Here is a 17,797-nt window from a genome sequence, read left to right as displayed (position 1 = left end):
CGCGGCCCCGTCCTTTCGGACGGGGCCGCGCGCATGAAGAGAGGCCGGAACGAGACGGGGGCGATGTCCGTTCCGTGCCCTCTCATTCCGCCGGGTGGAGCGCGCCGGACGCTGGAGCGTCGGCGGTCACCTTCACCCGGAACCAGGTGGCATAGAGGGCCGGCACCACCAGCAGGGTCAGCGCCGTCGCCACCAAAAGGCCGCCCATGATGGTGATGGCCATGGGCCCCCAGAACACGCTTTCCGCCAGCGGGATCATGCCCAGCACCGCCGCCATCGCGGTGAGCACCACCGGCCGCGCCCGGCGCAGCGTCGCCTCGACGATGGCCTGGTGCGGGGTGGCGCCGGCGGCGATGTCATGGTCGATCTGGTCCACCAGGATCACCGTGTTGCGCATGATCATGCCGGCGAGCGCGATCAGGCCCAGCAGCGCCACGAAGCCGAAGGGCTGGTGGGTCACGAGCAGCGCCGCCGAGGCGCCGATAAGCCCCAGCGGCGCCGTCGCCATCACCAGGGCCAGCCGGGAGAAGCTCTGCAGCTGGATCATCAGGATGGTGAGCATGACGATGATCATGATGGGGAACACCGCCGCCAGCGACTTGTTGGCCTTGGCGCTCTCCTCCACCGAGCCGCCGGTCTCGATGCGATAGCCGGCGGGCAATGCCGCCTTCACCGCGGCGAGCTTGGGCAGGAGACGCGCAGTCACATCCGGCGGCTGCACCCCGTCGCGCACGTCGCCGCGTACGGTCAGCACCAGGTCGCGGTCACGCCGCCACAGGATCGGCTCCTCGCTGGAGTAAGCGATGCGCGCCACCTGGCCGAGGGGCACCGCCACCCCATTGTGGTTGGTGACGGTGAGGGCCCCGAGCCGCTCCAGATCCACCCGTTCCTCCGGCACGGCGCGGGCCACCACGCCGATCAGGAGGTTGCCCTCCCGATACTGGGTGACGGTGTAGCCGGACAGCAGGGTCTGCAGGGTTTCGGCGAGGTCGCGCGGGGTGGAGCCCAAAGCCCGGGCCCGGTCCTGGTCCACCGACAACGTGATGGACTTCACCTGCTCGCCCCAATTGAGGTGCGGATCGATGACCGCCGGATCGGCGCCCATCACTTGGCGCACCTCCTCGGCGATGTCGCGCACCTTCAGGGGATCGGGCCCCACCACCCGGAACTGCACCGGGAAACCCACCGGCGGACCGAACACGAAGCGGTCGACGCGCACCCGCGCCTCCGACAGGGCGCCCTCGGCCACCACCTTGTCGAGCCGCGCCTTGACCCGCTCGCGGGCCGCCACATCCTTGGTGACGATGACGATCTGCGCGAAATTGGGGTTGGGCAGCACCGGGTTGAGACCCAGCCAGAAGCGCGGCGCGCCCTGGCCGATATAGGTGGTGGCGGAGAGGATGTCCGCATCCTCGCCCACCAGCGCTTCGGCCTTCTTGGCGGTGGTGGTGGTGGCCTCGATGGAGGAGCCCTCCGGCAGCCGCATCTCCAGGAACAGCTCGGTGCGGGTGGAGGTGGGGAAGAACTGCTGCTGCACGAAGCCGAAGCCCACCACCGCCAGGGCGAACAGGCCCACGGTGGTGCCGATCACCAGGAAGCGATGGCGCAGGCAGGCCTCCAGCATGCCCCGCAGCAGGCGATAGAGGCGGCCGCTGCGCAGGTCTTCGGCGGCGTGCTTGCCCTTCATATCCGGCAGCAGCACCGTTCCGAGATAGGGGGTGAACAGCACCGCCACGAACCAGGAGGCAATGAGGGCGATGCCCACCACCCAGAAGATGCCGCCGGCATATTCGCCGGACGAGGAGCGGGCGAAGCCCACCGGCAGGAAGCCCGCCGCCGTCACCAGCGTGCCGGTGAGCATGGGAAAGGCGGTGGAGGTCCAGGCGAAGCTGGCGGCGGAGATGCGGTCCCAGCCCTCCTCCATCTTCACCACCATCATCTCGATGGCGATGATGGCGTCATCCACCAGCAGGCCCAAAGCGATGATGAGGGCGCCGAGGGTGATGCGGTGCAGGTCCATGCCCGATGCGAACATCACCAGGAACACGATGGCGAGCACCAGCGGCACCGACAGGGCCACCACGATGCCGGAGCGGAAGCCCAGCGACAGGAAGCTCACCACCAGCACGATCACCAGCGCCTCGGCGAAGGTCTTCAGGAACTCGCCCACGGATTCGCCGACGATGTGCGGCTGGTCCGCCACCTGCACCACGTCGATGCCCACCGGAACCTCCGTCATGGCATCAGCCATGGCGCGCTGAATGTCCTGGCCGAGGGTGAGGATGTTGGCGCCCTGGGCCATGGAGACGCCGAGGCCCAGGGCCGGCCGGCCATGCTGGCGGATGACGTAGCTGGGCGGGTCCTCATAGGCCCGCTTGACCGTGGCGATGTCGCCGAGCCGCACCAGCGCGCCGCCGGCGCTGATGGGCACCTCGGCGATGGCCTCGGCGCCGGTGAAGGCCCCGCTGAGCCGCAAATTGATGCGGTCGGCCTTGGTGTCCACCGCGCCGCCGGCCACCACCGCATTCTGCCGCGCCACGCTGTCGAAGATCTGCGCGGGGGTGATGCCGAGGGTGGCCAAGCGGGCGTGGGAGAATTCGATATAGATCCGCTCCGGCCGCTCGCCGATGAGGTCCACCTTCTCCACATTGGGCACCCGCAGCAGCCGCTGGCGGATCATCTCCGCCTGGCGCTTGAGCTCGGCGGGCGACGCCCCGTCGCCGCTCAGCATGTAGAGGGCGGAATAGACGTCGCCATATTCATCGTCGAAGCTCGGGCCGATCACCCCCTGGGGCAGGTCGCCCTTGATGTCCCCCACCTTCTTGCGCACCTGATACCACAGGTCCTTCACCGCAGAAGGCGGCGTGGTGTCGGCGAGATAGACCTGCACGAAGCTGATGCCGGGGCGCGAATAACTTTCCACCCGGTCGAGATGCGGCATGGTCTGCAGCTTCTTCTCGATGGGATCGGCCACCTGGGCCTGCATTTCCGAGGCGGTGGCACCGGGCCAGGCGGCGGAAATCACCATGACCTTGATGGTGAAGGAGGGGTCCTCGGCGCGGCCGAGGTTGAGGTAGGAATAGAAGCCCGCCGCCCCCAGAAGGATGATGGCGAACAGGGTCAGCGCCCGATGGGTGATGGCGAAGCGCGAGAGGTTGAACGGGCTCTTGAGCGCCGCCGCCTCCTCGGGAGTGGGGCCGGCGCTCATGGGCGCACCTCGGCGCGGGCGGTCGTGCTCACCGCATCCTTGGCCGGCACGGTGCGCACGCTGCGGCCCGGCTCCAGCGTGTGGACACCGAGGGTGACCACCTGCTCGCCCTGGCTCACTCCCTTGCTGATCAGCGCCGAATCGTCGGTGTAGCCGGCCAGCTCCACCGGCCGCGCCACCAAGGTGTGGGTGGCCTCGTCCACCACGAACACGTGGGGGCCGTGCCCCTTGTCGAACACCGAGGACAGCGGCAGCCGCGCCACCATCACCCCGGCCTTGGGGGTCAGCGTCACGGTGGCGGTCATGCCCAGGGCCACCGCATCGTCGTTGCTCTCCAGGGTGAAGCGGGCGGCATAGGTGCGCGAGGCGGGATCGGCCTGGGGCGACAGCTCGCGCAGATGGGCGGCAATGCGCCGGTTGGGATCGGCCCACAAAGAGACCGAGGCATCGGAACTGCGGGCCGCCGCGAGCGCCGTTTCGGGCAGCGCCACCGCCGCCTCCTTCTCATCGAGCCGCGCCACCCGCACGATGGTCTGCCCCGAGGACACCACCTGCCCCGGCTCGGCAGCGGTGGAGACCACCACGCCGGCGGTGTCGGAGACGAGATCGGCATAAGAGAGCCGGTTCTCCGCCAGCTCCAGGGATCTCTTGGCCCGCTCGAGGCGGCCGACCGCCTCCTCCTTGGCCAGCGCCTTACGATCCAGCTCGGCATTGGAGGCGACGCCCTTGGCCGTCAGCGAGCGATAGCGGCCATCCTCGGCGGTGGTCTGCGCCAGATTGGCGGTGGCGGCGGCCATCTCCGCTCGCGCGCTTTCCAGCTCGAGCTTCAGGTCTTCCGGATCGATGCGGGCGATCAGATCGCCCTTCTGCACCCGGTCCCCCACTTCCACCTTGCGCTGCACCACCTTGCCCCCCACCCGGAAGGCGAGATCGATCTCGCGACGGGCCCGCACCACGCCGACGAAGGTCTTCTCCGCCTCCCGCGGGCGCAGCTCGACCGTGGTCACCTGGACGGGACGGGACGGTTCCGCCTCGGTCTGCGCCGGGGCACTCTCGCCACATCCGGCCAGCGCCAGCGACAAGGTGAGGGCGGCCGCCGGCAGCAGCGCCGCCCGGCCCCCCCGGCGCGAGGGCAGTCCATCCCGAAGGATCGAAGAACGAAAGGCCATGGTTCGGTTCCTGTCGGCTGAACGGTTATGGTTCAACGCTGATATTTTTTCGTAATCGTCACAAAACGCCCATGACGAAACGCGGTGCCGAGGCACCGCTAGTCAGGCCAGATCGGACCGGTTCACCTCAATGCTGCGCAGAATGAAGCGCATGGTCGCGGTCAGGCTCGCTTCCAGGTCCTCATCGATATTCTGGGCCACCAGCACCGGATGGCAGAACCGCACGCAGGTGCCGAGGATGATGCCGCTCACCTGGGCGGGATCGTGGGGCACGAACACCCCCGTCTCGATCCCCTCCTGGAGCACCTTGGCCACCACCGCGCCCATGCGTGCCTTGTGGCTTTCGATATTGTCCCAATTGTTCTCGATGGCCACCAGCACCATGTCGTGCACCCGCCGCTCGGCCAGGAAATTGTCCCGGTGGTAGCGCAGGATGGCGAGATAGATGTCGATGATGCGCTGCTGCGGCGTGCCGGGGCCGGCGCCGATCACTTCCGCCTGCCGCTCGATCTCCCCCAGGCAGCGCTGGCAGATGGTGGCGACGATGGCGGTCTTGGAGGGAAAGAAGCGGTAGACATTGGCGGGCGACATACCCAGCTCGGCGGCGATATCGGCCACCGCGGTCTTGGCGAAGCCCATACGGCGAAACAGGTCCTCGGCCACCAGGGTGATCCGCGCGCGCGTCTCCTCCGCGGTTTCCCTGTGCCGGCCGGCCTCTTTCACCCTGACGGTCACACGCGCCTCCAATGAACTGACGATTGTCATAAATCGTCAGCGATCAAGACGCAAGAGGCGCAGGGCGGCTTTACCGCCCGTCGGCCACCACGCAACCAGGCGGCAGCTCCTCGTCCGACAGGGCGGCGGCGACGCAATGGGCGGAGATGAGGTTGCCCCGCGCCAGCGCCTCACGGCTGCCGCCGGCGGTGTGGGGGCTCGCCACCACGTCCTCCCGCGCCACCAGCGCGCGGGCGAGCGCCTGCTTGGCCGGATCGGTCTCCGCCTCGAACACGTCGAGACCGGCGCCGGCGAGATGGCCGCGCTCCAGCGCCCCCAGCAGGGCGCCCTCGTCCACCAGCCCGCCGCGCGAGGTGTTGACCAGCACCGCACCCGGCTTCATGGCGGCCAGAGCGGCGCTGTCGATCAGATGCCGGGTCTGCGACGTCAGCGGCGCATGCAGGCTCACGACATCGCTATGGGTCAGCAGCTCGGCGAGGGGCACGAAGGTCACGCCGTCACAGGCAAGGTCTGGACGCGGCGTGGTGACCAGCACCCGCGCATCGAACCCCTTGAGCCGGCGCGCCACGCCGCGCGCGATGCGGCCAAAGCCGATGAGGCCCACGGTCTTGCCGAACAGATCCGTGCCGCTCAGGGGCCGCCAGTCGCCATGGCCCATGCGGGCCTGCCCTTCCCGCAGCCGCCGCATCACCGCCAGCATCAGCGCCAGGGTGTGGTCGGCCACCGAGGGGTCGTTGGCGCCGGCGGCGATGGCCACCACGCGGCCCAGATCGCGCGCCGCCGCCACGTCGACCCGGTCATAGCCGACACCGCGGCGGGCGATGACCTTGAGCTGCGGATGCCGCGCCAGCACCGGCCGCGTCACCGCCCGCAGGCCGACGATCCAGCCGCCGACCCCCTCGAGGAGGCGGTCGAGATCGGCATCGGAAATGTCGGTATCGATGGCGTCGGCGGGCAGGCCGGAGCCCACCACCTCGAAGCCGCGATCCTCCAGGAAGCGGGTGGCGGCGGCATCGAACAGCCGGGTGGTGACGAGAACCTTGAGGGGCGTTGCGGACACGGGCAGCCTATCCTGATCGACGGAATCGACGTCTGCCCTCTCCTCGCGCCGGGATCGCGCCGGATCAAGAGGCCGACAAAAGAAAAGCGGCGACGCCCACCGCGTCGCCGCCGAACAGGTCCCGGAGGCGCCAGGACCCCGGCACCTCCGGTCCTTGGGTCAGGTCACCCCGACGTCAGGCCGCCTGGGGCGCCGGCTGGGGTACCGCCACGGCATTCCCCTCGACGGTGGTGCCGCCTTCGATCGCCTTCGGCGCCTCCCCGGTGGTGGCGATGGGAATGATGCGCGGCTTCTTGGCCTCGGGAATGTTGCGCACCAGATCCACGTGCAGCAGCCCGTTCTCCAGCACCGCGCCTCGCACTTCCATATGATCGGCCAGCTGGAAGCGGCGCTCGAAGGCGCGGGCGGCGATGCCGCGATAGAGCACCTGCGCGCTCTGCTGCTCCTCGGCCGCCTTCTTCTCACCCTTGAGGGTGAGCGCATTCTCCTTCACCTCGATGCTCAGCTCGGCATCGGTGAAGCCCGCCACCGCGACGGTGATGCGATAGGTATTCTCCCCCGTCCGCTCGATATTGTAGGGCGGATAGGTGGGTGCCGCATCGACGCCGCCAACGGAATCGAGCAGCGAAAACAGCCGGTCGAAGCCAACGGTGTTGCGATACAGCGGGGACAGATCAAACGTACGCATGGCATATCCTCCTTGAAGCGACATGCAGGGCCCGCCGAAGCCGGGCCCGATCCTGGCGCCGTCACGATGACCGGCGCCATTCTCGATGTGGGAAGGCCCCCAAGAGCCGTCAAGACCCGCCGCGTTCGCGCGCGGTCATCCCGTTTCACCCCTGCCGGCGCGGGGCGATCAGGCGGATCGTTGTGGTGGCGGCGGCGAGCGTGTAACCCTCGTCCCAAGCCGATCCTCTGCGCCTCCAGGCATCCGGGCCGAAATTCCATGACCCTGTTCAGCCGTCCCGATGATCCGGCGCCCGAGGGCGCCATCACCGGAGAGATCACCACCGCCGACGGCGTGCGCCTGCGCTATGCGCGCTGGATGCCCCAGGGCACGCTGCGCGGCACGGTGGCGCTGTTTCAGGGACGCGCCGAGTTCATCGAGAAATATTACGAGGTGGTGCGGGAGCTGCGCAGCCGCGGCTTCGCCGTCGCCACCCTTGACTGGCGCGGCCAGGGAGGCTCGCAGCGCCTCCTGCGGTCTCCGCTCAAGGGCCATGTGCGGCATTTCCGCGACTATGTGACCGATCTGGAAGCCTTCGCCCGCGAGGTGCTGCTGCCCGATTGCCCCGCGCCGCACTTCGCGCTGGCCCATTCCATGGCTGGCGCCATCCTGCTCCACGGCACCCTGGCCGGCCACCGCTGGTTCGATCGTATGGTGCTGGTGGCGCCCATGCTGGGTGTCGATGTGGTGCCGCTGCCGGGCCTGGTGCGTCCGCTGGTCACCACCCTCGCCTATGCGGGGCTGGCGCGGGCCTTCGTGCCCGGTGCCCGCGGCCGGCCGATCACCGCCATCCCCTTTGCCCGCAACCTGGTGACCTCGGACCCGGTGCGCTACGCCCGCGCCGCCAGCCTGGTGGAGGCCCACCCGGAACTCGGCCTCGGCGCCCCCACCAATGGCTGGCTGCATGCCGCCTACGGCGCCATGGCCACCCTGGCCGATCCGGAGGTGATCCGGCAGATCCGCCAACCGCTGCTGATGATCGCCGCGGGCGCCGAGCGCATCGTCTCCAATGCCGCCATCGAGCATCTGTCGGCGCGCCTCATCGCCGGCGCCCATGTGGTGGTGCCGGCGGCCCGTCACGAAATCCTGCAGGAGCGGGACATCTTCCGCGCCCAGTTCTGGGCCGCCTTCGACGCCTTCATCCCCGGCACGCCGGTGCTGTGAGCCCTCAGGCGGTCAGCACGCGCAGTGCCTGTTCGTGCACCGCCCGGCTGCCGGCCGCCACCACCCGGCCACCTTCCGCCGGTGAGCCGCCCTCCCAGCTGGTGACGATGCCGCCCGCCCCCTCGATGATGGGGATGAGCGCGACGATGTCGTGATTCTTCAGCTCGGTCTCGATCACCAGGTCCACCAGGCCGGCGGCGAGCATGCAGTAAGCGTAGCAATCCCCGCCATAGCGGGACAGCCGCACCTGCTCTTCCACCCGCTCGAAGGCGGTGCGGTCGGCGCCATGCATCAGCCGCGGGCTGGTGGTGTAGAGCATGGCGTCCTCCAGCCGCGCGCAGTCGCGCACCCGCAGCACCCGCTCTCCCGCCGGCCCGCGATAGCGCGCCACCGCGCCATTGCCGAAGAAGCGCTCCTTGATGAACGGCTGGTGCATCATGCCGTAGACCGGGTCGCCGTCCTTCATGAGGCCGATCAGCGTGCCCCAGGCCGGCAGGCCGGCGATGAACGATTTGGTGCCGTCGATGGGATCCAGCGCCCACACATAGGGGGCGTCAGTGTCCTCGTTGGCGAACTCCTCGCCGATGATGCCGTGGCTGGGGAACGCCTCGCGAATCATCCGCCGCATCACCTGCTCTGCGGCGCGATCGGCCTCCGTGACCGGATCGAAGGCGGTGCCGTGGCTCTTGTCCTCCACCCCCAGAGCGGTGCGGAAGAAGGGCAGAATCGCTTCGCCCGACACGGTCGCGAGGTGATGCACGAAGTCGTCGATGGCGACGGCGGTCATGAATGCGCTCCAGATCTGCCGCCCCCTGCGGCAGCCCGCGAACGGCTTCGGTGGCAAGGACTTCGCCCGCCTTCCGTGCAGCGGACAGGCGGCACCGGCCCTGGCGTGATCCCGGAATGCAGCGGAACACGCGGGCAATCAAGTGCGAACCGCAGGCCGCGTCGCCCATCGGTGGGGCGGCGAGGATTCGGGCAGGGGCGGATCAAGGAATGAGCAGATGTGTGCAAGAGTGTGTGCCGGCGGGCTTTTTCACCCCCAAAGCTGCCTAAACAATCCGCGGCGGCGCAGCTTGAAGAAATAGGGTGATCCCCGCATATTGATGCAGCGCGGCATTGCCTATTGCAGTGCCGCTGCCCTCCTTGGGCGTTTCCTCCCTAGACTTGGGCCGCTCCCATTTGGCGAGCGGCCCCTTTCTTTTGGCAAGCCCACAGGTCTTGGCGCCTCCACCGCTGCGTCTCCACCGGTCTTTTGGGCGTCTCCACACCTCTTTGCAGCCCGCAGGTCTTTGATGTCCCCAGCACATCTGGCGCGGACATTGGCTATACGGCTTCGCTGCGACTGCGCCGGGCCGGGACGACCTGCGCGCACAACCCGCATTCTACAATGAAAAGTCGCCGCATCCATTCAACACACGAATAAGATGCATCGCGACCGCGGCCCGGCCTCCAAGCGGAGCATCTGGCCCACCACCCGGCGGACGGGCGACGCCATTTCAGCACGTTCAGTCGTGTGCGAACCGGTCGATTCGTGACGAAAAGATGGCACCAGGGACCGGAGGGGGTCTTAGCCGCTTGAGCGGGCTCTCAAAAAATCAAAGAAAAACAATGGATTAATTCTCTACCGTGCGATGCGACAAACGGGCACTTGATTTCTGGCAGCGCACTCGGCTATTTGTGCAGTGCGACATGGCGATTGGCGTCGCTGTGTCGCTGCCCTCCTTGGGCGTTTCCTCCCTAGACTTGGGCCGTTCGTTTACACGGACGGCCCCTTTCTTTTCTGGGGTGGATCGAAGGGTTCCGGCCGCCCGAAGGCCGATCCATTCCCCACCATCCGTCAGCGCTCCGCACGTCGCGCCCCTTGGCGCATTCCGTCCGCGCTCTTCGGCGCTTCAGACCGCTGCCCCCACCGCGCACTCGTGTATCCCGAGGGACACGGTGGAGCCCAGACGAGCAAATTCGTATAACTGCCATTCAAAAAACGCAAGGCAGCTTTTGCAGATCTGCAGGGCAGATCCTTAAGGCCTTGAGCCGCCAGTCTTTCATGCCCGCTCAGGTTGTGGATGACCTTACTCGGCTGCGGCCCGCGGCGGCGCCAGCACGCCGGTCAGCCGCGCGAACACCCGCGGCATGGCCGCGCCGATCTCCGCCCGCAGGCGATCGAAGCCCGGCGCGCGCAGATACAGGGCCTCTTCCATATAGAGCGCCCGATTGACCTCGATCTGCACCGCGTGCAGGCCGGCGGCGGGGTTGCCATAATGCTCGGTGATATAGCCACCGGCATAGGGCTTGTTGCGCAGCACCCGGTAGCCCGCCGCGCTCAGCTCCGCCTCCAGCGCCTCCGTTACCCGCTCGCTGCAGCTGGTGCCGTAGCGGTCGCCGATGACGAAATCCGCGCGGGTGCTGTCGTCCCGGGCCGAGCCGGAGGGCATGGAGTGGCAGTCCACCAGCACCGCCACGCCCCAGCGCCGCTGGGTGGCGGCGATCATGCGGCGCAGAGCCTGGTGATAGGGCTTGTAGAAGGTCTCGATGCGCTCCAGCCCCTCGGCGACCGACAGGCGGGCCGGGTAGATCTCCTGGGCTTCGCCCACCACCCGGGCGATGGTGCCAAGCCCGCCGGACACCCGCACCGAGCGGGTGTTGGCGAACGGCGGCAGGCGACCCTCGAACATGCGCGGGTCGAGCTCGTAAGGCTCGCGGTTGAGATCGAGGAAGGCGCGCGGGAACAGCGCCCGCATGAAGGGTGCGCCGGCGTTCACCACGTCCTCGAATAATTCGTCCACAAAGCTGTCCTCGGACCGGCGCAACGTGGCAAAGTCCAGGCGCGTCTGCGTCACGAAGCTTCGGGGGTAGATGCGGCCCGAATGGGGGGAGTTGAAGAGGAACGGCCCGGTGGCAGCCTCAAGGCCCAGGATCTCGAATGCGGGATCTATGGTGTCAGCGAGGCAGGCCGTCATCGTGCGCCGCAAAAACTCTGGAGGGATTCTAAAGGCTTGGCTTCCCCACATGATGCCCGCCCGAAGGGGGGCTTGTGAAGGGGGAACCGGGCTTTCACCTCGAATTTACCCGATTGGGCGACACAAAGCACATGGGCGCCCGGCGTGGCCGGGCCGGATTCACGAATGATCAGGGGAAACGGCGTGTCCAAGATCCTGCTCGCCGAAGACGACAATGACATGCGGCGCTTCCTGGTGAAGGCGCTGCAGAATGCCGGCTATTCGGTGGCTTCCTATGACAATGGCAAATCCGCGTATGAACGCATGCGCGAAGAGCCGTTCGAGCTCCTGCTCACCGATATCGTCATGCCGGAGATGGACGGCATCGAGCTGGCGCGCCGCGCCACCGAGCTCGATCCCGACCTCAAGGTGATGTTCATCACCGGCTTTGCCGCGGTCGCCCTCAATGCCGATGGCGAGACCCCGACCGAGGCCAAGGTGCTGTCCAAGCCCTTCCATCTGCGGGATCTCGTTTCCGAAGTGGGAAAGATGCTCGCCGCCGCATGAACCTGCGTTTGGCGCCTTGCCACCCGCCGGCGGAGTGGATATAGAGGCGCTTCCCGTGGAGGGGCGCGTAGCTCAGCGGGAGAGCACTACGTTGACATCGTAGGGGTCACAGGTTCGATCCCTGTCGCGCCCACCATCCCTCCTCACCTTCACCGACAGCAGATCGTCCCCTCCGGGGCACGCCCTGCGCGCCGCGGCAGCCGGACCGATTGACGGCGCCGCTCCGAGGCTCCATCTGCGCCACAGAGGTGACCTGATGAGCCAATCCCCCCTGCCACCGTCCCCGATCCCGTCCGCCGATGCGGGGTCATCGCCCGCGGGTGATCATCCGGCCGTCGCTTTTGGCCGAATCGGCGTGCTCCTCGTCAATCTCGGCACACCCGATGGCACCGATTATTGGTCCATGCGGCGCTATCTCAAGGAATTCCTCTCCGATCGCCGGGTCATCGAGGTGAACCGCGCCCTGTGGTGGCTGGTGCTCAACGGCATCATCCTCACCACCCGCCCGGGCCGGAAGGGCCGCGATTACGCGACCATCTGGAACCTCGAGCGCAACGAGGGGCCGCTGCTCACCATCACCCGCAGCCAGGCGGAAAAGCTCGCCGCGCGCCTCGCCGGCACCGACGACCGCCTGGTGGTGGATTTCGCCATGCGCTACGGCCGCCCGGCCATCGTCGAGAAGATCGGTGCCCTGCAGGCCAAGGGCTGCGAGCGCATCCTGGTGGTGCCGCTCTATCCCCAATATGCCGCCGCCACCACCGCCACCGTGGCCGACGCCGCCTTCGATGCGCTGAAAAAGCTGCGCTGGCAGCCCGCCGTCCGCATCGCCCCGCCCTGGCATGACGACGCCGTCTATATCGATGCGGTGGCCGAGGACCTGGAGCGCCATGTGGCGGCGCTCGACTTCGAGCCGGAGGTGATTCTCGCCTCCTTCCACGGCATTCCGAAATCCTACCACCTCAAGGGCGATCCCTATGCCTGCCAGTGCGCCAAGACGGCGCGGCTCCTGCGGGCGCGGCTCGGCTGGGGGGAGGAGCGGCTGCGCCTCACCTTCCAATCCCGCTTCGGGCGGGAGGAATGGCTGCAGCCCTACACCGACGCCACCGTGCAGGCGCTGGCCGAGAGCGGCGTGAAGCGCATCGCGGTGTTCAACCCGGGCTTTGTGGCGGACTGCCTGGAGACCCTGGAAGAGATCGGCGTCGAAAACCGCGACATCTTCCTGAAGCATGGCGGGGAACAGTTCGCCGCCATTCCCTGCCTCAATGATGATGACGCCGGCATGCGCGTACTCGCCCATGTGGTGCGCCGCGAGCTCGGCGGCTGGATCAGGGCCTGATCCGGGGACCTTCGGGCCCGGTCTTCGACCGCTCCCCAATGGGTTCGCTCAAGCGCCGCGCGGGCTTGACCAAAGGTCCATGACTACCAAAGCGCCATAAATACCAAAGGGCCCTGAGGCAAGCTCAAGGCCCTTTGGCTTCACACCGGCCGGCGATCCTCGATGGTCTTGGCATCGGCCGGCAGGGTGCCGGGTGCGAGAAGGGCCAGGCGCCCGCGCAATTTGGTGGTGGCGCGCAGATCGTCCAGCAGCGCCTCCTGGGAGAGGGCGGCGGCGTCCGCCACCTCCACCTCCAGCAGCATGTCATCGGCATCGCCGATGCGGTCCACCACGAGGCGCGCTTTGGCGACGCCCGGGTGCTTCTTCACCGCCGCGCTCACCTGCACCGGGTGCACGAACATGCCGCGGATCTTAGTGACCTGGTCGGCCCGGCCCATCCAGCCCTTCAGGCGCATGTTGGTGCGCCCGCAGGGACTCATGCCCGGCAGGACCGCGGAAAGATCACCGGTGGCGAAGCGGATCAGCGGGTAATCCGTATCGAACAGGGTCACCACCACCTCGCCCACCTCGCCCTCGGCTTCCACCGGATCACCGGTGCCGGGGCGCAGGATCTCCACCAGGCAGCCCTCGTCGACGATCATCCCCTCTTCCGCTTCGCTCTCATAGGCGACGAGGCCGAGGTCGGCGGTGCCATAGCACTGGCGGGCGGTGATGCCCGCCGCCTTCAGCTCCGCCCGGTGGGGCGGCAGGAAGGCCTCGCCGGTCACCAGCGCCTTCTTCAGCGAGGAGATGTCGGTGCCGCTCTCCCGCGCCTTGTCGAGGAGGATCTTCAGGAAGGACGGTGTGCCGCCATAGCCGGCGGGGCGGATGTCGGCGATGGCGCGCAATTGCAGATCGGTCTGCCCCACGCCCGCCGGCACCACCGCGCAGCCCAGGGCATGGGCGCCGCCCTCGATCATCGAGCCCGCCGGAGTCAAATGATAGGAGAAGGCATTGTGCACGATGTCGCCGGCGCGGAAGCCGGCGGCGAACAGGGCGCGGGCGAAGCGCCAGAAATCCGGGCCATGACCTTCGGGATCATAGATCGGCCCCGGCGACATGAAGATGCGCGAGAGCTTGCCCGGCGGCACCGCATTGAGGCCGCCGAACGGCAGGCTTTTCGGCTGGATCTCCAACAGCTCCGATTTGCGGGTGACGGGCAACTGCGCCAGCGCCTGCCGGCTGGTGATGGCCTCCGGCTCCACATCCTTCAGCAGCGCCGCGAAATAGGTCGACTTCGCCTTGGCATGGGCCACCTGGGCCGGCACCGCGGCGAACAGCGCCGCCTCCCGCGCCTGCGGGTCCCGGGTCTCGCTGGCATCGTAATAGCGGTTCGGATCAGTCATTGCGCGGCCTGCTTGAACATCTGAGATCCATCATCCGAGGGGCTTTTCCCCTCCCCTGCCCGCTCACAGCCAGCGCTTGCGGCGCTTGAAGCTTTTCAGGTTCTTGAAGCTCTTGCGCTCCTCGCCGCCGCCCTGGCCGAGGTAGAATTCCTTCACGTCTTCATTGGTGGCCAGCATCTGCGCCGAGCCATCGAGCACGATCTTGCCCTGCTCCATGATGTAGCCGTAGTCCGCCACCGAAAGCGCCACCCGCGCATTCTGCTCCACCAGCAGAATGGTGACGCCCAGCTCCACATTGAGCTTCTTGATGATGGCGAACACCTCCTTCACCATCAAAGGCGAGAGACCCATGGACGGCTCGTCCATCAAAATGAGCTTGGGGCGGGCCATCATGGCGCGGCCGATGGCCAGCATCTGCTGCTCGCCGCCGGAGAGATAACCGGCAAGGCCGGTGCGCTCGCGCAGGCGCGGGAAGAATTCATAGACCCGCTCGATGTCGCTCTTCACCTCATTGTCGCGCCGGGTGAAGGCGCCGAGGCGCAGGTTTTCCAGCACCGTCATGTCGGCGATGATGCGGCGCCCCTCCATCACCTGGAAGATGCCCCGGCGCACGATCTTGTCCGGCTCGATGCCGTTGATCTTCTCGCCCAGGAAGTTCACCTCGCCGCGGGTGATCTCCCCATCCTCGGTTTTCAGGAGGCCCGAGATGGCTTTCAGCGTGGTGGATTTGCCGGCGCCGTTGGAGCCCAAGAGGGCGACAATCTGGCCCTGCGGCACCTTCAGCGACAGGCCGCGCAGCACCAGGATGACGTCGTTATAGACCACCTCAATATTGTCCACCGCCAACAGCGGGGCCGGCCCGGTTTCGGCGACGGGATCGAGCTTCAATGCGGCCTCGGCCATGGCGGTCTCCGATTTCGGTCTAACGCGGACCCGCGCGGCAGGCAGAACGCCCGCGTGCCGCGTGGGAGAGCGCCGGGGGAAGGGGTCTTCCACCTCCCCCGGCGGTCCGGAATTCTCCGCGCCCGCCCCCTCTCCCGCGAGAAGAGAGGGGGCGAGGACGCGGACGTTCAGGGGGGACTCACCAGCCCTGCAGCTCGGTCTTGCGCGGCAGATCGACGGTGGTGACCTTCTCGAGCTTGATGGTGCCGTTCTTGATGAGCTCGGTCACCGAGGCATCGGTCGGGCCATTCACCACGGCGCGATAGAGCTCCACGGTGGTGGTGGGACGATGATCCGTGGCGGTCCAGGTGGAGGGCACGCACACGCCTTCCATGCCCTTCGGCACCCAGTCCTTCTTCTGATACATGCCGTCGCGGATCTTCACGCCCGTGACGCCGCCATTCTTGTCCGCCCACTCCATGGCTTCCTTCATGTAGAGGGCGGTGCAGATGGCGGTGAGATAGTGCACCGGGCGATAGGTGTTGCCGGAGGGATCGGAGATCTTGGAGATCTCGCGGGCGGTGGCGAGCCCCGGCGCATCGCCGGACCAGGTGACCGCCGTGCGCACCGGGAACACCACGCCGTTGGCGGCCTCGCCGGCGGCCTTCATGGCGTTCTCGTCCATGCCCCACACATTGCCCAGGAACTGCACGTCCACGCCGGCGGTCTTGCAGGCCTTGAGCACCGAGATGTTGGAGCCGGCGGTGTTGCCGAGATAGGCGTAATTGGCGCCCGACTGCTTCAGCGTCAGGCACTGGGGCGTGTAATCGCCGGGGGTGAGGGCGAAGGTGATGGGGTCGAGCACCTCGAAACCCAGTTCCTTGGCATAGGCTTCCGCCGCCGCCTTGGGCGAGTTGGGATAGGGGTGGTTGGCGCCCATGTGCACCCACTTGGGCTTGCCGGGCTTGCCCTTGGCCTTCCAGTCGTCGGCGGCCCACTTCACCATGGCGCGGGCGGCGTCCGAATAGGACGGGCCATAGAAGAAATTGAACGGCGCGGAGCGGGTGGAATGCTCGTTCGCCTTGCCCGACGGATCGGTGAGGGAGGCGGAATAGGAGCCCGAATAATAGGGAATCTGCTCCTTGGTCACCATGCCCACCAGGGCCTCTGTATCGGCGGTGCCCCAGCCCTGGATCGCCACCACCTTGTCGGAGCCCACCCACTTCTTGAAAGCGGCGAGCGCCCGGGGCACCTGGTAGCCGTATTCGTTGAAGTCGGAATTGATGGTCTTGCCGTTCACCCCGCCATTGGCGTTGATCCAGGCGATGGTGTCCTGGATCGCCTGGCCGTAGGGCTGGCCCACGTCCGAGGTGCCGCCGGAATAGTCGGCCAGATGGCCGATGTTGATCTGCTGGGCCAGGGCGGGCGCCGCGCTGGCCAGCGCCAGCGTCGACACCAGGGTGAGGGCGGCGGCGGTCTTTTTCTGCATCATCGTCTCCTTGGCGTTTCCTCGAAGCGGCGGTTCGCCGTCTTTTGCTTGGGATGTCACACTCAGAACGAGAACGGATAGAGTTTCCAATAAGCCTTGATCTGGCGCCAGCGGTGGGCGAGGCCGTCCGGCTCGAACATCAGGAACAGGATGATGGCGGCGCCGATCAGCATCTCGCGCAGGTAGCTGATGCCATCCTTCAGGTGCAGCACCTGATCGATGACGCTGCCCGACAGCGCCCCCGCCACCCAGCCGGTGGCCTCCGGCAGCAGCACCATGAAGATGGTGCCCATGAGCGTGCCCATGATGGAGCCGAGGCCGCCGATGATGATCATGCCGAGGAACTGGATGGAGAACAGGATGTCCAATCCCTCCACCGACATGAACCCCACATAATGGGCATAAAGCGCGCCGCCGATGCCGGCATAGAAAGAAGAGATGCCGAACGCCATGGTGCGATACTTGGCCAGGTTCACCCCCATCATCTCGGCGGAGAGATAGTGATCACGCACCGCGATCAGCGCCCGCCCGTCCCGGGTGCGCATGAGGTTGGTGGCGCCGAGATACATGATGACCACGAAGAACAGCACCACGTAGAAGTATTTGTCGTCTCCCGAGAGGTCATAGCCGAACAAGGTGAAGGGCGCGGCGATGGCGCCGTGGGTGCCGCCGGTGAACCATTCCGCCCGCACGAAGAAATCCTGCAGGATGAACTGGGCGGCCAGCGTCGCGATGGCGAGGTAAAGCCCCTTCACCCGTGCCGCCGGCAGACCGAAGATGAGGCCCACCACCGTGGTCCACAGCCCCGCCAGCACGATGGCGAGGGGCACCGGCACCCCCTTGTCGGCGAGATAGGCCGAGGCGAAGCCGCCGAAGCCGAAGAACACCGCATGGCCGATGGAGATCTGCCCCGAGAACCCCACCAGGATGTTGAGCCCCAAAGCGGCGATGCCGAGATAGCCGATCTGGATCAGGAGGCTCAGCGCATAGCGCGACATGAAGAAGGGCGCGAAGCACAGCAGCACCACGGCACCGATGCAGAACAGCAAGGTGAGCCGCGTGGCGAAGATGGTCTGGTCGGCCTTGTAGCTGGTGCGGTAATCGCCGCACGGACGCATGGTGTCGATGGCCATGGG

The 17,797-nt window shown here is 67.2% G+C and carries 14 protein-coding genes and 1 tRNA gene; 4 read left to right on the top strand and 11 right to left on the bottom strand.

The window, feature by feature from the left end:
• Positions 1-82: 82 nt before the first annotated feature.
• From MEU52_RS14995 to MEU52_RS14975, 5 genes are all read right to left on the bottom strand, one after another.
• Entirely contained in the window at positions 83-3,208 is a 3,126-nt protein-coding gene (locus MEU52_RS14995; protein WP_238122341.1) for an efflux RND transporter permease subunit, read from the bottom strand.
• Entirely contained in the window at positions 3,205-4,377 is a 1,173-nt protein-coding gene (locus MEU52_RS14990) for an efflux RND transporter periplasmic adaptor subunit (RefSeq protein ID WP_238122342.1), read from the bottom strand. Before MEU52_RS14990 ends, MEU52_RS14995 begins: the two co-directional genes overlap by 4 nt.
• 102 nt (positions 4,378-4,479) lie before the next feature.
• The gene (locus MEU52_RS14985; protein WP_238122343.1) at positions 4,480-5,112 is read right to left on the bottom strand and encodes a TetR/AcrR family transcriptional regulator; all 633 of its coding nucleotides are present in this window, start codon (positions 5,110-5,112) and stop codon (positions 4,480-4,482) included.
• A gap of 70 nt (positions 5,113-5,182) precedes the next feature.
• Entirely contained in the window at positions 5,183-6,172 is a 990-nt protein-coding gene (locus tag MEU52_RS14980) for a phosphoglycerate dehydrogenase (protein WP_238122344.1), read from the bottom strand.
• A gap of 175 nt (positions 6,173-6,347) precedes the next feature.
• Complete coding sequence (locus tag MEU52_RS14975) at positions 6,348-6,860, bottom strand: Hsp20 family protein (protein WP_238122345.1); 513 nt, start codon at positions 6,858-6,860, stop codon at positions 6,348-6,350.
• Positions 6,861-7,118: 258 nt separating this feature from the next.
• Between MEU52_RS14975 and MEU52_RS14970 the strand changes: the two genes are divergently transcribed.
• Positions 7,119-8,063 (top strand): alpha/beta fold hydrolase, encoded by a 945-nt coding sequence (locus MEU52_RS14970; protein ID WP_238122346.1) that lies wholly within the window; start codon positions 7,119-7,121, stop codon positions 8,061-8,063.
• Positions 8,064-8,067: 4 nt separating this feature from the next.
• Here MEU52_RS14970 and hisN read toward each other — a convergent pair whose 3' ends face one another.
• The gene (hisN, locus tag MEU52_RS14965; RefSeq protein ID WP_238122347.1) at positions 8,068-8,850 is read right to left on the bottom strand and encodes a histidinol-phosphatase; all 783 of its coding nucleotides are present in this window, start codon (positions 8,848-8,850) and stop codon (positions 8,068-8,070) included.
• A 1,285-nt stretch (positions 8,851-10,135) separates the two neighbouring features.
• Entirely contained in the window at positions 10,136-11,023 is an 888-nt protein-coding gene (locus MEU52_RS14960; RefSeq protein WP_238122348.1) for an N-formylglutamate amidohydrolase, read from the bottom strand.
• 165 nt (positions 11,024-11,188) lie between these two features.
• Here MEU52_RS14960 and cpdR point away from each other — a divergent pair, with 165 nt between their 5' ends.
• The 3 genes from cpdR (at position 11,189) to hemH (ending at position 12,905) form a co-directional block, all read left to right on the top strand.
• Positions 11,189-11,569, top strand: coding sequence for a cell cycle two-component system response regulator CpdR (cpdR, locus tag MEU52_RS14955; protein ID WP_238122349.1), 381 nt, complete (start codon positions 11,189-11,191; stop codon positions 11,567-11,569).
• A gap of 61 nt (positions 11,570-11,630) precedes the next feature.
• Positions 11,631-11,705, top strand: a tRNA-Val gene (locus tag MEU52_RS14950).
• Between the two features lie 120 nt (positions 11,706-11,825).
• The gene (gene hemH / locus MEU52_RS14945; protein ID WP_238122350.1) at positions 11,826-12,905 is read left to right on the top strand and encodes a ferrochelatase; all 1,080 of its coding nucleotides are present in this window, start codon (positions 11,826-11,828) and stop codon (positions 12,903-12,905) included.
• Positions 12,906-13,045: 140 nt separating this feature from the next.
• On the opposite strand, the gene MEU52_RS14940 is transcribed toward hemH, so the two are convergent.
• The 4 genes from MEU52_RS14940 to MEU52_RS14925 form a co-directional block, all read right to left on the bottom strand.
• Positions 13,046-14,290, bottom strand: coding sequence for a phenylacetate--CoA ligase family protein (locus MEU52_RS14940; protein WP_238122351.1), 1,245 nt, complete (start codon positions 14,288-14,290; stop codon positions 13,046-13,048).
• 63 nt (positions 14,291-14,353) lie between these two features.
• On the bottom strand, positions 14,354-15,193 hold the full coding sequence (locus MEU52_RS14935; protein ID WP_238122352.1) for an ABC transporter ATP-binding protein: 840 nt from the start codon (positions 15,191-15,193) through the stop codon (positions 14,354-14,356).
• Between the two features lie 178 nt (positions 15,194-15,371).
• Entirely contained in the window at positions 15,372-16,661 is a 1,290-nt protein-coding gene (locus MEU52_RS14930; protein WP_238122464.1) for an ABC transporter substrate-binding protein, read from the bottom strand.
• Between the two features lie 62 nt (positions 16,662-16,723).
• Positions 16,724-17,794, bottom strand: a complete 1,071-nt coding sequence (locus MEU52_RS14925; RefSeq protein ID WP_238122353.1) for a branched-chain amino acid ABC transporter permease — start codon at positions 17,792-17,794, stop codon at positions 16,724-16,726.
• Between the last annotated feature and the right edge of the window lie 3 nt (positions 17,795-17,797).

It is taken from the genome of Xanthobacter sp. NM-25 (assembly GCF_022138605.1).
Classification (GTDB): domain Bacteria; phylum Pseudomonadota; class Alphaproteobacteria; order Rhizobiales; family Xanthobacteraceae; genus Xanthobacter.
The sequence above is the reverse complement of the archived record's forward strand: the minus strand, read 5'-3'. Positions and strand labels throughout refer to the sequence as shown.